General features: G+C 70.1%; 15 protein-coding genes. 7 read left to right on the top strand and 8 right to left on the bottom strand.

Going from position 1 to position 15,607, the window contains the following annotated elements:
• Positions 1 to 35: 35 nt before the first annotated feature.
• Together AB0F17_RS17695 and AB0F17_RS17690 are read right to left on the bottom strand one after the other, a co-directional pair.
• Positions 36 to 857, bottom strand: coding sequence for a class I SAM-dependent methyltransferase (locus AB0F17_RS17695; protein WP_358023533.1), 822 nt, complete (start codon positions 855 to 857; stop codon positions 36 to 38).
• Between the two features lie 10 nt (positions 858 to 867).
• Positions 868 to 2,235, bottom strand: coding sequence for a cytochrome P450 (locus AB0F17_RS17690; RefSeq protein ID WP_358023530.1), 1,368 nt, complete (start codon positions 2,233 to 2,235; stop codon positions 868 to 870).
• Positions 2,236 to 2,260: 25 nt separating this feature from the next.
• On the opposite strand from AB0F17_RS17690, the gene AB0F17_RS17685 reads away from it, so the two are divergent.
• The 3 genes from AB0F17_RS17685 to AB0F17_RS17675 all read left to right on the top strand — a co-directional run bounded on the left by AB0F17_RS17685 (position 2,261) and on the right by AB0F17_RS17675 (position 6,356).
• Positions 2,261 to 2,668 (top strand): PaaI family thioesterase, encoded by a 408-nt coding sequence (locus AB0F17_RS17685; RefSeq protein WP_358023527.1) that lies wholly within the window; start codon positions 2,261 to 2,263, stop codon positions 2,666 to 2,668.
• 48 nt (positions 2,669 to 2,716) lie between these two features.
• On the top strand, positions 2,717 to 5,404 hold the full coding sequence (locus AB0F17_RS17680; RefSeq protein WP_358023524.1) for a CocE/NonD family hydrolase: 2,688 nt from the start codon (positions 2,717 to 2,719) through the stop codon (positions 5,402 to 5,404).
• 103 nt (positions 5,405 to 5,507) lie between these two features.
• Positions 5,508 to 6,356, top strand: a complete 849-nt coding sequence (locus tag AB0F17_RS17675) for an ABC transporter permease subunit (RefSeq protein WP_358023521.1) — start codon at positions 5,508 to 5,510, stop codon at positions 6,354 to 6,356.
• 137 nt (positions 6,357 to 6,493) lie between these two features.
• On the opposite strand, the gene AB0F17_RS17670 is transcribed toward AB0F17_RS17675, so the two are convergent.
• The gene (locus AB0F17_RS17670) at positions 6,494 to 7,399 is read right to left on the bottom strand and encodes an NmrA/HSCARG family protein (protein WP_358023518.1); all 906 of its coding nucleotides are present in this window, start codon (positions 7,397 to 7,399) and stop codon (positions 6,494 to 6,496) included.
• Between the two features lie 23 nt (positions 7,400 to 7,422).
• On the bottom strand, positions 7,423 to 8,175 hold the full coding sequence (locus AB0F17_RS17665) for an enoyl-CoA hydratase/isomerase family protein (RefSeq protein WP_358023515.1): 753 nt from the start codon (positions 8,173 to 8,175) through the stop codon (positions 7,423 to 7,425).
• Positions 8,176 to 8,269: 94 nt separating this feature from the next.
• Between AB0F17_RS17665 and AB0F17_RS17660 the strand changes: the two genes are divergently transcribed.
• Complete coding sequence (locus AB0F17_RS17660) at positions 8,270 to 8,839, top strand: TetR/AcrR family transcriptional regulator (protein ID WP_358023512.1); 570 nt, start codon at positions 8,270 to 8,272, stop codon at positions 8,837 to 8,839.
• Between the two features lie 34 nt (positions 8,840 to 8,873).
• Here AB0F17_RS17660 and AB0F17_RS17655 read toward each other — a convergent pair whose 3' ends face one another.
• The gene (locus AB0F17_RS17655; protein WP_358023509.1) at positions 8,874 to 8,999 is read right to left on the bottom strand and encodes a hypothetical protein; all 126 of its coding nucleotides are present in this window, start codon (positions 8,997 to 8,999) and stop codon (positions 8,874 to 8,876) included.
• Between the two features lie 122 nt (positions 9,000 to 9,121).
• On the opposite strand from AB0F17_RS17655, the gene AB0F17_RS17650 reads away from it, so the two are divergent.
• Complete coding sequence (locus AB0F17_RS17650) at positions 9,122 to 11,233, top strand: ATPase (protein ID WP_358023505.1); 2,112 nt, start codon at positions 9,122 to 9,124, stop codon at positions 11,231 to 11,233.
• Here the strand turns inward: AB0F17_RS17650 and AB0F17_RS17645 are convergent.
• Entirely contained in the window at positions 11,230 to 12,180 is a 951-nt protein-coding gene (locus AB0F17_RS17645; RefSeq protein ID WP_358023502.1) for a hypothetical protein, read from the bottom strand. The genes AB0F17_RS17650 and AB0F17_RS17645 overlap by 4 nt on opposite strands.
• 124 nt (positions 12,181 to 12,304) lie before the next feature.
• Positions 12,305 to 12,658, bottom strand: a complete 354-nt coding sequence (locus tag AB0F17_RS17640) for an ankyrin repeat domain-containing protein (RefSeq protein WP_358023874.1) — start codon at positions 12,656 to 12,658, stop codon at positions 12,305 to 12,307.
• Between the two features lie 132 nt (positions 12,659 to 12,790).
• Here AB0F17_RS17640 and AB0F17_RS17635 point away from each other — a divergent pair, with 132 nt between their 5' ends.
• On the top strand, positions 12,791 to 13,690 hold the full coding sequence (locus tag AB0F17_RS17635; RefSeq protein WP_358023499.1) for a PAC2 family protein: 900 nt from the start codon (positions 12,791 to 12,793) through the stop codon (positions 13,688 to 13,690).
• Positions 13,691 to 13,711: 21 nt separating this feature from the next.
• Entirely contained in the window at positions 13,712 to 14,761 is a 1,050-nt protein-coding gene (locus AB0F17_RS17630) for a Gfo/Idh/MocA family oxidoreductase (RefSeq protein WP_358023496.1), read from the top strand.
• Positions 14,762 to 14,767: 6 nt separating this feature from the next.
• Here AB0F17_RS17630 and AB0F17_RS17625 read toward each other — a convergent pair whose 3' ends face one another.
• Complete coding sequence (locus tag AB0F17_RS17625; RefSeq protein ID WP_358023493.1) at positions 14,768 to 15,559, bottom strand: tyrosine-protein phosphatase; 792 nt, start codon at positions 15,557 to 15,559, stop codon at positions 14,768 to 14,770.
• Positions 15,560 to 15,607 lie beyond the last annotated feature (48 nt).

Below are 15,607 nucleotides of genomic sequence, written 5' to 3'. Positions count from 1 at the left end.
TCACTCGTGATCTGCCTGGTATGAGCGGTTCCGGTTCAGCCCGTCACTGGAGACGGTTCACTGCCGGCTGAGGCTCGCAGTGAGTACATGAGCGGGATTGCCGGACTGCCCTCGGGCTGTCGGAACCGCGAGCCGTCGGGCCGCAGCGTGCCGAAGCGGCGGAAGAGCGTGTGGTCGTGCTCGCGCAGGAACTCCACCCGCAGCCCGGCGGCGGCCACCGCGCTGACCAACTCGCCGATGCCGTGCTGGAACTGGACCGACGTGTCGTTCTCCAGGACCTCGGAGCCGGTGTAGGTGTGCGGGGACTGCCACACGTGGGGGCCGCGGTCGAAGTAGCCGTGCGTCACCGTCGTCCCCGTCTCGTCGTCCAGGATGTCGGCGAACGGGTGGAACTCCGCCAGGTACAGGAACCCGCCCGGCCGCAGCAGCGACGCCACCGTACGCGCCCACCGGGTGAGGTCGGGCAGCCAGACCAGGGCGCCGATGCCGGTGTAGACGATGTCGTAGGTCTCCCCCAGCGCCTCTGCCGCGTCGTACACGTCGGCCGCGACGAACCTGGCCTCGATCCCCGCGTCTTCGGCCAGCTCTCTGGCCTTGGTCATGGCGGTCTCGGAGAAATCGAGCCCGGTCACCCGGGCCCCTTTCCGCGCCCAGGACAGGGTGTCGAGGCCGAAGTGGCACTGCAGGTGGACGAGGTCGCGGCCGGTCACGTCGCCCACCTCGGCCAGCTCGAACTCCCTGATCGTGCCGGCTCCGCCCCGGAACGCGGCGACGTCGTAGAAGTCGCTGGCCACGTGGATGGGGACGCGTTCGTCCCAGTTGGCGCGGTTGACGGAAAGATAGTCGATCTCCTCCATGCGGCCGAGCCTATGAGCCGAGGTCAACCGGTTTTCCCCGGTGGCGGGTCAGCCGTACGGGAAGGTGTTTGAGCCCGTTCTGGAAGTTGGAGGTGAGCCGGACGGGCGCGCCCGCGAGCTCGACGTCCCAGGCGAGCAGTTCGGTGAAGAGCGCGCGGAACTGGACGCGCGCCAGGTGGGCGCCGAGGCAGAAGTGCGGGCCGAAGCCGAAGCTGACGTGGTCGTTCGGGGTGCGGGCGACGTCGAACCGGTCGGGGTCGGGGAAGACGGACGGGTCGCGGTTGGCGGAGGCGTGGTAGACGACCACCTTCTCGCCCGCCCGGACGCTCCGGCCGCCGAGCGTGAGGTCGCGGGTGGCCGTACGGCGGAAGTCCATGACGGGCGGCCAGAACCGCAGCATCTCCTCCACCGCCGAACCGAGCAGGGACGGGTCGGCGCGCAGGCGGGCCAGCTCGGCGGGGTGTTCGAGGAGGGTGAGCAGGCCGCCGGGGATGCCGTTGCGCAGCGTCTCGTTCCCGGCGACGGCGAACAGGAAGAACATGTTCTCGAACTCCGCCTCGGTCAGGCCGCCGTCCATCATCGCCGACATGACCGACTCGCCGTGCGTGGCCTCCGCCAGGGCGTGCGCGTACGCGAACATGTCCGCCAACGCCGCCCTGGAGCGGGGGTTCATGCCCGGCCCGAGCCGCGGACGGGAGGCGGTGGCGAGGCGGCCGATCGGGCTGAGCGACGCGGCGTCGGCCGTGGACAGGCCCGCGTAGTCGGCGTCCTGGTAGCCGATCACCCGGGACGCCCAGTCGTACAGCAGCCGCCGGTCCTCGTCCGGCACCCCCATGACGTGCGCGAGCGTCCAGACGGGCAGGTCGGCGGCGACCTCCACGAAGTCGCACTCGCCCCCGGCGAACAGCGACGCGGCCCGCTCGGCGATCGTCCGCTCCAGCGCCCGCACGGCGCGCGGCGTGAACGCGGCCGCCACGATCCTGCGCAGCCTGGAGTGGTCCGGCGGGTCCGTGTTCAGCATCATCGCCTGTACGAAGGCCAGGTCGGCGGGGGTGTCGGGGTCGCGGATCTGCGTGGCGCCCAGGTGCGAGGAGAAGTCGCCGGCCGCGCGCAGCACGTGCTTGACGTCGGCGTGCCGGAACACGCCCCAGTAGCCGGGCCCCTCGCGCCAGGGACCCACCGCCGGTTCCGGGATCCGGCAGACGGGGGCTTCCCGCCGCAGCCGGTCGTACAGCTCGTACGGTACGGCCTGCGCGTACGTGGACGGCAGGAAGACATCACTCACCGGCAGCGTCGGGGGCGTCCGCGGCGGGTTGTCCACAGGCGGCGTCCGCAGCGGAAAGTTGTCCACAGGCTCTCGCCGCGTCTCCTCGCTCATGGTTCCCAGCGTGCATGATGGGCCGGTGACTCCAGAAGACGGTGAGGCCATTCTGCGCGACTACTTCGCGCCCTGGATCCAGCAGCTCGGGCTGCGCGTGCGGGAGCTGGGCGAGCGCCACGCGGTGGTGTGCCTGCCCTGGTCCGACGCGCTGGCCAGGGAGGGCGGCGGGCTGTGCGGGCAGGCCATGATGGCCGCCGCCGACACCGCCACGGTCATCGCGATCTCCTCGGCGCGGGGCGGGTTCGTGCCGATGACCACGGTGCAGCAGTCGACGACGTTCCAGCGACCGGTCGCGGGCCAGGATCTGCTCATCGACGTACGCATCTCCAAGCTCGGCCGCACGCTGGCCTTCTCGGAGGTCACGCTGACGGCCGACGGAGCCGCCGAGCCGGCCGCGCGAGCGTCCACCGTTTACGCGATCTTGGGCTGACCCGTCCGTCTCAGGGGTTTCTCAGGTGCGGAAAGTAGGCTCACCAGCATGAAACGTGTGGCCGCGCTGGTCGCGGTGCTCGCCCTCGCCGGGGTGGTGACGTGGCTGGTGTGGCCGTCCGCGCCCGAAGTGCGGGGTCTCGACCAGCGCATCTCCGTCATGGACGGGCCGGCCGATGACCAGCGGGTCGAGCTCGACGCGACGTTCTTCCCGCCCGCCGGTGGCGGGAAGGCGCCTGCCGTGCTGCTCGCGCACGGGTTCGGCGGCAGCAAGCAGAGCGTCCGCCAGCAGGCGGTGCGGCTGGCGCAGGACGGCTACGCGGTGCTCACCTGGTCGGCGCGCGGCTTCGGCCGCTCGACCGGCGAGATCGCGCTCAACTCCGCCGACTACGAGGTCAAGGACGTCAAGCAGCTCATCGACTGGCTGGCCAAGCGGCCCGAGGTCCGGCTCGACGCGGCCGGCGACCCGCGCGTGGGCATCGCGGGCGGCTCCTACGGCGGGGCCATCTCGCTGATGACGGCCGCCTACGACACCCGCGTGGACGCGATCGTGCCGCAGATCACCTGGGCCGACCTGGCCGACGCGCTGTTCCCCGACGGCGGCGGCCAGGGCCCGGCCAACGGCGTGTTCAAGCGCATGTGGGCGGGCTACTTCTTCGGCCGCGGCGCCCCGGTCCAGGGCGGCGGCGCCGCTCAGGGGCTCGGCGCGCTCACCCAGCAGGCCGTGCCGATGACGGCCGAGCAGGCCAGGTGCGGTAGGTTCCTGCCCGCGGTCTGCGAGATGTACCAGCAGGTCGCCAAGACCGGCCGGGCCACGCCCGAGGCGATCGAGCTGCTGCGCAAGTCCAGCCCGGTCGCGGTGGCGAACCGTATCAAGGCACCGACGCTGCTCATCCAGGGGCAGCGCGACTCGCTGTTCCCGCTCGGCCAGGCCGACGCCAACGCCAAGGCGATCGCCTCGGCGGGCACGCCGGTGAGCCTGGCCTGGTTCGACGGCGGCCACGACGGCGGCAACGGCGAGGCCGACTGGCTCTACGACCAGACGGCCGGCTGGTTCGGCCACTACCTCAAGGGTGACGGCTCACCGGTCCCGCAGAAGTTCACCGTCACCCGTGACGGCGGCCGCGACCCGGGCACCCGCCAGCGCATCAGGCTCCACCCCGAGTCCGGCTCCTACCCCGGCCTCGGCGGCACCGCCACCACCGCGATCCCGCTCACCGGCCCCGAACAGAACATCGCCAACCCGCCCGGCGGCTCCCCCGCCTCCATCTCCACCGTGCCCGGCGTCGGCGGCCTGCTCGGCGGGGGCGGCACCACCAACCTCAGCGTCGGGCTCGACATGCCCGGCCAGGTGGCCACCTTCGAGTCGGCGCCGCTCACCGCGCCGCTCCAGCTCACCGGCAGCCCCTCGGTCAAGCTGAAGGTCTACGGCAAGGGTCAGGTGACGCTGTTCGCCAAGCTCTACGACGTGGCCGACAACGCCCAGCCGCCCAACCTGCCCGCCGGGCTGGTCTCGCCGCTGCGCGTGACGATTCCGGACGGCGTCGAGAGCGTGGAGACCACGGTCACGCTGCCCGCCGTCGACTTCCGCTTCGCGGTGGGGCACCGGCTGCGGCTGGCGGTGACCACGACCGACATGGGCTACGCGACACCCACCGAACCCGCCTCCTACCGGATCGGCCTGGCCGCGCCCGCCCTCGCCGTACCGACGGTGGCGGCCCTGGCCGCACCCACGACCGGAGTGGCGTGGTGGGTGTGGGCGATGCCGCTCGCCGCCATCGCCCTGGCCGCCATCATCCTGGCCACCGGCCGCACACCGTCCCGCCGCCGCACCCCCTTCACCCGGAAGGCCGCCACCGTCCAGGACGGCAACGGGTCCACCCCCGTCCAGCTGGACGACAGCCACGTCAGCACCCTCGTGTCGGACAACGGCCAGACCACCACCATCCAGAAGGACGGCGCCCTCGTGGCGGGCGGCGACCCGGTCACCGCAGGCGAGGCGGTGCCGTTGGAGATCAGCGGGCTCACCAAGGCCTACCGCAACGGCGAGCTGGCCGTGGACGACCTGTCGTTCCGGGTCGAGCGTGGTCAGGTGCTGGGCCTGCTGGGTCCCAACGGCGCGGGCAAGACGACCACGATGCGCATGATGATGGGGCTCATCCAGCCCGACGCCGGTGAGGTCCGCATCTTCGGCGACCGGGTGACGCCCGGCGCGCCCGTGCTGTCCAGACTCGGGTCGTTCGTCGAAGGACCCGGGTTCCTGCCGCACCTGTCCGGCCGCGACAACATCGAGCTCTACTGGGCCGCCACCGGCCGCCCCACTGCCGACGCCCGGTTCGACGACGCGCTGGAGATCGCGGATCTGGGCAAGGCGCTGGATCGGGCCGTACGCACCTACTCGCAGGGCATGCGGCAGCGACTGGCGATCGCCCAGGCCATGCTCGGGCTCCCCGACCTGCTCGTGCTCGACGAGCCCACCAACGGCCTCGACCCGCCCCAGATCAGGGAGATGCGCGAGGTGCTCAAGCGCTACGCCCGCGACGGCCGTACGGTGGTCGTCTCCAGCCACCTGCTGGCCGAGGTCGAGCAGACGTGCAGCCACGCCGTGGTCATGCACAGGGGCCGCCTGGTCTCGGCGGGCCCGGTGTCGGTGCTGCTCAGCGCCGCCGTCTCCACCAACGGCCACGGACCCCGGCTCGAAGACGTGTTCCTCGACCTCATCGGGCAGCAGTCGTGACCGCCCCCCTGACCGCAGAGAGCGTCGCGGCCCGCCCCCTTGTCGGAGAGAGCATCGTGATCCGTCATCGAAGAGAAGCCGTGACCGTTGTCGAGGAGGGTTCATGACCGCCGCGACGGGCTACGCGCCCCGGCGCACGCTGCCGCTGAGGGTCGAGATCGTCAGGCAGTTCAAGCGGCGGCGCACGCTCGTCATGTTCGGGCTGCTGCTCGCGCTGCCGTGGATCCTGGTGATCGCCTTCCAGTTCGGTCCGCAGTCCAACGGGCAGCAGCAGTCGGCGCTGCGCATCTCCGACCTGGCGACGGCCAGCGGCCTCAACTTCGCGGCGTTCGCCCTGTCGGTGTCGGCCAGCTTCCTGCTGGTCGTGGCCGTCGCCCTGTTCTGCGGTGACACCGTGGCCAGCGAGGCGAGCTGGTCGTCGCTGCGTTACCTGCTGGCGGCGCCGGTGCCGCGTGACCGGCTGCTGCGGCAGAAGATCATCGTGGCGCTCGGCTACTCGGCGGCGGCGGTGATCTGTCTGCCGGTGATGGCGCTGCTCGCCGGCACGCTGGCGTTCGGCTGGAACGACATCCAGGTGCCCGGCACGGGTGAGACGATCGCGGCGCTCGACGTGCTCCCGCGCTTCGGCATCGTGATCGGCTACTCCCTGGTCAGCCAGCTCGTGGTGGCGGCGCTGGCGTTCCTCATCTCGACGATGACCGACTCGCCGCTCGGCGCGGTCGGCGGGGCCATGGGCCTGTGGATCGTCAGCACCATCCTGCAGGCGGTCGAGGCGCTGGGGTCGCTGCGGGAGTTCCTGCCGACCTTCTGGAACACGGCCTGGCTCGATGCCCTCGCGCCGGAGCTCGACTGGAGCGGCATGGCCAAGGGCGCCTCGGTGTCGGTGACCTACGCGGCCATCCTGATCGCCGTGGCCTTCCGCCGCTTCCGCCGCAAGGACGTGGTCAGCTAGGAGTTCCGCCGCCCCGGCAAGGGCCTGGTCAGTGGGCGTCTCGCCACCCCGGCAAGGACGCGATCGGCTTGGACACGGTCAGCCAGAAGTCCCGCCACCCCCGCAGGGGCACAGTATCGCCACCGCCATTGGAGTCGTCAGCCTGCGGTGGCGGGTAGCTGCCCTGCGGTGAACTTGGCAGTGCCCTCTCGGGTCAGCCAGGTGGCGAAGTCCATCAAACCTGGGTGTGCCTTGCGCAGGGCGGGGATGTCGGCGTGCCAGCCGCCCCCGTGGTTGGCGAACTCGTAGCCCGCGAGCGCGTCCGGGTCCTTGTCCAGGAGCGCCTCGCGGGGGATCGCCTGGTAGGCGATGGGCTGCCCGATGGCCTGCTCCATGGCGGCGACGATCTCGGTCATCGTGAGCTGGTCCCCGGCCAGTTCGAGCGCCGCACCCATGTACTCGTCCGGATGGGTGAACGCCAGTGCGGCGAAGGCGCCGATGTCGGTGGCGGCGATGAGCTGGACCGGGACATCCGGGTGGATGACATCGGTCAGGACTCCGTTCCGGATGCCGAGCCGCGGGTCGACCTGGTTCTCCATGAAGCGGACCGGCCGCAGGAAGGTGGTCGGCAGGCCGAGCCCCCTGGCGTGGCGTTCCAGTTCGAGTTTGCTCTCCCAGCGGCGGATGCCGTGGTCGCGATCGGCGCTGCCGACCGACGTGTAGACGAAGTGCCGGACCCCGGCCGCGGCGGCCGCGTCGGCGACGTTCCTGCCCATCCGGATCTCGTCGCCGATGGTGAAGTCCGGCGGAGTGCCGGGATAGCCCAGGGTCGGCTGGACGCTGAAGACGCCGTACACGCCGTGGGCGGCCGCGTCGAGGGAGGCGCGGTCGCCCATGTCGCCACGGACCGGCTCGGCCCCGGCCTCTGCCAGAGCGCGGGCGCCGGCGGTGGCCGGGTCGCGCACGAGGGCCCGGACTCGCCACCCGGCGGCCAGCAACTCGCGCGCCGCCGCGCCGCCCTGGGTGCCGGTGGCGCCCGTGACCAGGATGATGTTCTCGTTCATGCTTTCTCCTCCGAATGGTTGGATCACGCGTCGAACAGCTGGTGTGTACGGCCGAAGGCCAGGTCGTCGACCAGGCGCCGCCTCCAGGGCCGCTGGAGTACGGCGTGGGTGAGGCGGCGCGTCGTGCGGGGCGCGGCCATGATCGTCTCGGCGAGCTCCCAGGCGCGTGGGAGCAGAAGGTCGGCGTCTACGACCTCGTTGACCAGGCCCAGCTCTGCCGCCTGCCGGGCGTCGATGCCCGCGCCGGTGTAGAGCGAGAACGCGGCGCGTTTCAGGCCCATGAGTTCCTGGAAGACCAGATGCTGGCCGTCGCCGGGCACCGCGCCCGCGGGGAAGTGCGTGTCGTCGAAGACCGTGCCGGGCGTGCAAAGGGTGAGGTCGCAGACCAACGCGAGCTCATGGTGGAACCCGGACCCGTTGATGGCGCCGATGGTCGGCACGTCCACCGAGAAGACCAGGTTCTCCAGCAGCTTGAGGCCGTCGTAGTAGGTCGCGTAGCGGGCCTCGGACGTCCATTCGCGGTACGGCCGCCGCTCGCGCAGCCCCGGCTCCAGCCCGGCCATCCAGGAGTCGCCGGTGCCGGTGATGATCAACAGCTCGGTGTCCGGATCGTTCCCCACCTCCTGGAACGCCTGGCCCCACGCGTTGTGCAGGGCCAGCGACATGACGGCCGGGCCGCCGCCCGTGTGCATCCGCAGGAGGAGCACACCGTCTCGCCGCTCCATCATGAAGTGCTTGCCGTACCTGCCCACGACCCCGCCGGACTCTCCCGACATCTTCGACCTCCGCACGGCTAAGCGGGGAATGTCCCCGGTTAGCTTTGAGGTACGATACGGGGACAGTCCCCACTTTCGCAACAACAGGAGTGAAGTGACGCGACCGACCACCCGGCCGCTGCGGGCGGACGCGCTACGCAACTACGAGCGGCTCATCGCGACGGCCAGGGCGGCCTTCACCGAGCTGGGAGCGAACGCGCCGCTCGACGACATCGCCCAGCGCGCCGGCGTCGGCAACGCGACGCTCTACCGGCACTTCCCGACCCGTCAAGCGCTGCTCGAAGCGGTCTATCGCGACCACATCGCGGCGTTGTGCCACCTGGGAGAGGAGTTGCTGACCGCCCCGTCGCCGGGTGAGGGACTGGTGGTGTGGCTCAGGGCGGTCGTCGCCCAAGGGAGCACCGACCGCGGGGTGGCCGCGTCGCTCATGACGGCGATGGGAGTCACGGAGACCGATGTGTCGTGGTGCCGGGGCGCCGTGTTCGCCACGGCCACGGCGCTGCTGGAGCGGGCGCAGAGCGCCGGTGACATCCGGGCGGATGTGACCGTGCGGCAGTTGCTGAAGTTCGTGAACGCCATCGCGCTGGCCACCGAGGACGAACCCGGGAAGTGCGAGCAGGCCGACCAGTTGCTCAGCCTGCTGCTCGACGGCCTCCGCGCCTAGAAGCGCCAAGAAGCGCCTGGAAGAGCGCGGACGATCACCCCCAATGGGGTGGCTTGTCGTCCAAGTAGAAGGAGTCCGGGTCGGCGTCCTGGGAGTCGCGCCAATCGCCCCAGCTGAGGTCCGTGTCGTCGCCCGTCTGTTCCGGGAGGAATTCACTCACGGCATACATGCTACTCAGAGGGACAAACCCATCCCCGGCCTGCGCGGAGAACTCCGGTCCGCCAAGGGCCGCGAGAGTACGATGCGAAAGGCAGGTGTCGTCTATCCCCCGTGAGGTCGCCCATGGCCACCCCGACCGGCTGGCGGCGAGAAGGCAATCTGCCGTCGGAGCTGACCAGCTTCGTGGGTCGGACTCGCCTGCTCGCCAATCTCAAGCGACATCTCGCCGAGTCCCGGCTGGTGACGGTCACCGGCATCGGCGGTGTGGGCAAGTCCCGCACGGTGCTCCGGCTGGCGCACCAGATCCGCTCCCAGTACGAGGATGGCGTCTGGTTCGCCGATCTGGCCCGGTTGCAGGACGCGGGGATGGTCAAGCACACCATCGCGTCGGCGCTGGGCATCGCCGACCAGTCGTCGCGGACCGAGTCCGAGTCGCTGTCGGAGTGGGTCGGCGACCGCGACATGCTGCTCATCATCGACACCTGCGAGCACCTCGTGCAGGGCTGCGCCGAGCTGGTCGAGGAGTTGCTGGAGCGCGCCCCCAATCTGAAGGTGCTGGCCACCAGCCGCCAGTCGCTGCACCTGCCGTACGAGCACGTGATTCCCGTTCCGCCGCTGCAGGTGCCGGGCGACGATCCGACCGAGAGCCTGTTCACCAACGAGTCCGTGCAGCTGTTCGGCCTGCGGGCCGGGGCGGTGATGCCCGACTTCGTGCTCGACGAGCAGAACATCGGCGCGGTGGCCGAGCTGTGCCGCCGTCTCGACGGCATTCCGCTGGCGATCGAGCTGGCCGCCGTGCGCCTGCGGGCGCTGTCCGTCGACCAGATCCTCGGGTTGCTGACCGACCGGTTCAGCCTGCTCGCCGGCGCCAGCCGTACGGCGCTGCCGCGTCATCAGACCCTTCGTGCGGCGATCGGATGGAGTCACGAGTTGTGTGAGCCGGCAGAGCGGCTGCTCTGGGCGAGGCTGTCGGTGTTCGCCGGCGACTTCGAGCTCGACGCGGCCAGATTCGTGTGCTCCGACGAGCGGCTACGGTCCGAGGACATCACCGACCTGGTCACCGGGCTGGTGGAGAAGTCGATCCTGCTGATCAGGAGCAACCACGCCGGAGTCCGCTACAAGCTCATCGACACGCTGGCGGAGTACGGCGAGGAGTGGCTCGACAAGCTCGGGCAGACCGATCAGATGCGGCGCAAGCATCTGGAGTACTACCTGAGCCTGGCGCAGCGCAGCGAGGACGCCTGGTCGGGGCCGAGACAGATCTACTGGTTCATCCGCATGCGCCAGGAGCACGACAACGTGCGGGTGGCGCTCGAACACGCGCTGCGCACGCCCGGCGAGTCCGTGCTGGCGCTGACCCTGCTGTCGTCGCTGTGGTTCATGTGGATCTGCTGCGGGTTCGTCCGCGAAGGCCGGCTCTATCTGGAACGTGCCCTGCAGGCCAATCCGGGAGTGAGCAAGGAGCGGTGCAAGGCTCTCTGGGTCCTCTCCTACGTCCGCAGCGCCCAGGGCGACAGCGCCGGCGCCTTGGGAGCGGCCGAGCAGTGCAGCACCGAGGCGGTCAGGGTCGGCGACTCCAAGGCGGTCATCCTGGCCTCCAAGATGCAGGGGACGGCGGCTCTGCTGCAGGGCGACCTGCAGAAGGCCAGCGCGCTGCTGGGTGTGGCGATCGAGTTCAACACCGACAACAAGGAGCTCAACCCGGGCCTGCTGCCGGCCATCGTCGAGCTGTCGCTGGTGCTGTCGGCGCAAGGTGAGCTCTACGAGGCCGAGTCCCTGCTGCAGGACTGCTTGCAGGTGTGCAGGGAACGCGGCGAGCTGTGGCTGAGCTCCTACGCGCAGTGGGCGCTGTGCCTGCCCAGACTGGCGACGGGCCGGGCCGAGGACGCGTTGCAGAGCGCGCGCGAGGGGCTGCGGATCAAGCGCCACTTCCACGACACGCTCGGCACGCTGCTGGTGCTGGAGACCACGGCCCGGATCTTCGCCGCCATGGATCAGGCGCCGCTCGCGGCGCGGCTGCTCGGCGCGCTCCACCAGAACTGGAAGACGGCCGGCCTGCCGATGCTCGGCGCGCCGTTCATGACCAGCGACCACGAGCAGTGCGTCAAGGAGTGCCAGAAGGCGATGGGCGAGGACGTCTACCGAAACGCCTTCAACGAGGGCACGCGGCTCGACCTCGATGAGGCGTCCGCGCTCGCGCTCGGCGAGCTGGACGCCCCAGGAGATCTCGGCTAGACGGCCTGCGGCCAGCGAGTGTCGGTCGGCCAGGCGTGGACGTATCGGGCGCTGCCGAGCGAGAACTCGATGTGCCCGCGCACCCAGTGTTCGAGGCCGCGCACGTAGTTACGCACCGGGAGCGAGGCCCAGTGGTCGAGCGCCACGCGCCTGTCGAGGAAGGCCGCGATGGCGTCGTTGTGCATCTTCGCCACTTCTTGCAGCGCCTCTTGCAGCGTGAACGTCTTGTGCGTGGCCAGCACCGTGACGAGGTTGTGCCGGGCCTTGTCGTTGCCGCGTTCTTTGGCGTACGAGAGCAGGTCGTTGTCCCAGCCGATGAGATCGCAGGCCAGATCGGAGAGCACGCGCACGTCCGGATGATGCCATTCCTCCGCTTCCAGCCGGTAGCCGCCACCCACGTCGATGAGCGCGAGGCAGGTGTAGGTGGCCCCGGTGATGCGGCGCATGAGCACGTAGTCCTCGGGCGTGGGGATCAGGTCGACCTCGCGGTTGGCCGCCTCCCAGATCTGGGCGAAGAGATACTCCTTTACCGTGATGCGCCACCGGTCCACTTGAGCAGGCGTGGCTGTGTTCGAAATGCGGTGCAGCAGCTCGCTCAGGGCGAGCCCGAAGGGATCGGTGGCATCCGCTTCCTTGCGGCCGTCGAGGATCTCAAGGAGCGGCGGAAGGGCGCGGGCCAACGCGGCGGCCCGGTGTCCCATCAGCTCGCCCTCGCAGAACGCGTCGTCGAACGCGAAGAGCCAGTTGTACCAATCGTTGATCAGCCTGAGACTGTCCCGCGGCACGGTGGGGTTGGTACGTGCGGCGAGGAGGCCGATCTTTGAGCGCCGGAAGTGCTCGATCGTGTCGGCTCCGGCGAGCATGTGCGAGGCGGCCAGCCATGCGTGGCTCTCCGAGTCGATCTCCGTGGCGTGCACGTTGATCTCGTTCGGGAACGGGCATGGCAAGGGAGGGATGCGAAGCGGCCGCCTACTGAAGGAGTGCGCAGATGTAACCACACTTACAGCATGGCGATGGACTGTTCGAAAGGCCACACTCGATAACTTCCCGGACATTTCGCCATATTTCATACTATGACGCTATTTGCCGGAACCATTCAAGGAACTGGTCGTTCGCGAACATTCGAGCCGTGTCCACCGCGGAAGGGTTTCCGGCCGCCGGATCCGCACCCGCGTCGAGCAACGCTCTGACCACGGCAGACTCCTTCTTGAACACGGCACCCGCCAGAGGTGTCTGGCCACGGTCGTTCGCTCTCCCAGGATCAGCACCCTGCTCCGCGAGCATCTGGACGGTGGCGGCGTGACCGTGATAAGCCGCAAGCATCAGCAAAGTGTCACCTTTGCTATTGGTGAGATTTGCCGGAACACCCGCGTCCACATAGGCGCGCAGCGTCTCCGTGTCGCCCGTCCTGGCCAGGTCGAACATCCTGGTGGCGAGCTCCTCGAGCTCCGGGTCCCGGTCCACGCCCCCCTTCTGCCTCGATAGGGTGCCCTGCACGGAATCGTTGCGGCTCGTCGTAGGTTCTGGAGAGAGTACCTAGGGAAAGGCTGTCCAACCGTGTTCGACCCGACGGATCTCTACAAGCTCGCAGACGATGCGCCTGAGCTGGCCGATCCCGTGCTCTTGTACCACTTCGACGGCTTCGTCGACGCGGGTGGTGCCGGACGCCTCGCGCTGGGCCACCTGCTGGCGGAGCTGGAGCACCGGACAGTGGCGACGTTCGACGTGGATCGCCTCCTCGACTATCGCTCGCGGCGGCCCATCATGACCTTCGACACCGACCGATGGGTCGAGTGTGAGAGCCCCGAGCTGGCCGTGTACGCCACGAAGGACGCCACCGGAACCCCGTTCCTGGTGATGAGCGGCCCCGAGCCGGACCGTGAGTGGGAGCTGTTCGCCCGGGCGGTCGGCGCCCTCGCCGACCAGTTGAAGATCAGCAAACTGGTCACGCTGCACGGCATCCCGATGGCGGTCCCGCACACCCGCCCGCTCGGCATCACCATGCACGCCAGCCGTCCCGAGCTCATCAATGCCCAGACCAGCTCGTTCGGCCGGGTCCAGGTGCCGGGCAGCATCGCCGCCCTGATCGAGTTCCGCCTGGGCGCCAAGGGGCACGACGCGCTGGGCTACGCGGTGCACGTGCCGCATTACCTGTCGCAGGCCGAATACCCGCACGCCGCGGTCACCGCCCTGGAGGCGGTCACGCGGGGCACCGGCCTGCTCTTCCCGCTGGACGCGCTGCGCGAGGCGGCCCAGCGCACCACGACCGAGATCGAGGAGCAGATCCAGGCGTCGAGCGAGCTGTCCACGGCCATCACCGGCCTGGAGCAGCAGTACGACGCGTTCGCGGGCGGCGCCGACCGCGAGAATCTCATCGCCGAGACCACCGCGATGCCCACCGGCGACGAACTCGCCGCCCAGTTCGAACGCTTCCTGGCCGAACGCGACGACGAGTAGCCCTCGCGTTACGCTGGGCCGATGAGCGAGATCGAGGTCGGCCTGGTCGGGTATGGCACCGCGGGCGCGTTCTTCCACGCGCCCCTGATCCACGCCACACCCGGCCTGCGGCTGTCCGCCGTCGTCACCGGCAACCCCGTGCGGGCCGACCAGGTGGCCACCCGCTACGGGGCGGTCGCCGTGCCCGTCCTGGACGAGCTGTGGGACCGCTGCGACCTCGTGGTCGTCGCCTCACCGAACAAGACCCACATGACGGTGGCCACCGAAGCGCTCACCCGCGGCAAGCCGGTCGTGGTCGACAAGCCCCTGGCCCGTACCGCCAAGGAGGCCCGCCAGCTCGTACGGCTGGCCGCCGAGCGGAAACTGATGCTGACCGTGTTCCAGAACCGGCGCTGGGACGGCGACTTCCGCACCCTGAGCCGGCTCACCGGAGAAGGCCGCCTCGGCGACGTGCTGCGCCTGGAGTCCCGGTTCGAGCGCTGGCGGCCGGTGCCCAAGGGCGGCTGGCGGGAGAGCGGTGGCGCCGAGGAGGTCGGCGGCCTGCTCTACGATCTGGGCAGCCACCTGGTCGACCAGGCGCTGCGGCTCCTCGGCCCGGTGCGTGACGTCTACGCGGAGAGCGACGTCCGGCGCGAGGGGGTGGCCGCCGATGACGACACGTTCATCGCGCTGTCCCATGTCGGTGGCGCCCGGTCACACCTGTGGGCCGGCGCGATGGCCGCACAGCTCGGGCCGAGGTTCCGGGTGCTCGGCACGCGGGCGGCGTACGTCAAGCACGGGATGGACGTGCAGGAGGAACGCCTGCGCGCCGGGATCTCGCCCGACTCCCCGGGGTTCGGCGCGGAGAACGAGGAGATGTGGGGTCTTCTCGGGACGGAGGACGCCAAAGCCGCGATCCCCACCGAGCACGGGGCGTACCTCGACTTCTACCGCGGCGTCGAGTCCTGCCTGCGCGCGGGCACGCCGCCGCCGGTGAGCCCCGAAAGCGTGATCGACGCGCTCGCCGTCCTCGAGGCGGCCCGCCTGTCGGCGGCCGAGCGCGTCGTCGTCCAGCCGCGCGAAGACGCCTGACTGCGCCTATTCGCGCAGCCGGGCGCGCATGGCCTCGGTGTCCGCCGCCGTCCACCCATGCGACTCCAGCCAGGCGATCGGCCCGCCGAACCGCTCCTCCAGCACCGACAGGAACTGCTCCATGTACCGCGCCCGGGGCATGTGATCGTCGGCGGGCCGCGAGTCGAGGTCGTCGCGGTAGGTGGCGCTCCCCCGCAGCCGCCGCAGCACCTGCTCCAGCCGCTCCCCGGTGGCCTCGTAGTCGGCGATGATCGACTCCCGGGTGACCCCCGCCACCTCCAGAGCCAGCGCCGACAGCACCCCCGTGCGGTCCTTGCCGGCCGCGCAGTGCACCACGGCCGCGCCGTCGTTCAGCGCCATGGCCCGCAGCGCGGCCACCACCGCCTCGGGCCGGTCGCGCAGGTAACCGTAGTAGAACCCGGTCATCCGCAGGTCCTCGTCGAGTTGACGCTCCTGCCAGGGCAGCACCCGCTCGCCGTCGATGGTGTCGGCCTCGACGTCGGTGTGCCTGCCTCCCTCGGCGAACAGCGTCAAATGGTGATACGTCACCTCGGACATCCGGGTCAGCGGCCCCGGGCCCTCCAGCGCGACCTCGGCGTTGGAGCGGAGGTCCACGACGTGCCGCAACTTGAGCTCGCCGACCAGCCGGGACACGTCCTTGTCGGTGAGCCCTTGGAGATTGTCGGCCCGAAAAATCCGTCCGTAGCGGGTGACGCCGCCGTCATGGGTGGTGAGTCCACCCAGGTCGCGCACGTTGACGGCGCCTTCCAGATCGATCCATCGCGTCATCTCGTTCATCGTTTAGACCCTATATGTCTCTCAAATATGAGCGGATTCGAGGTTCAT

The sequence above is a fragment of the Nonomuraea sp. NPDC026600 genome, assembly GCF_040638335.1.
In the GTDB taxonomy this organism is placed as follows: Bacteria; Actinomycetota; Actinomycetes; order Streptosporangiales; family Streptosporangiaceae; genus Nonomuraea.
This window is presented reverse-complemented; position numbering and strand designations above follow the sequence as displayed.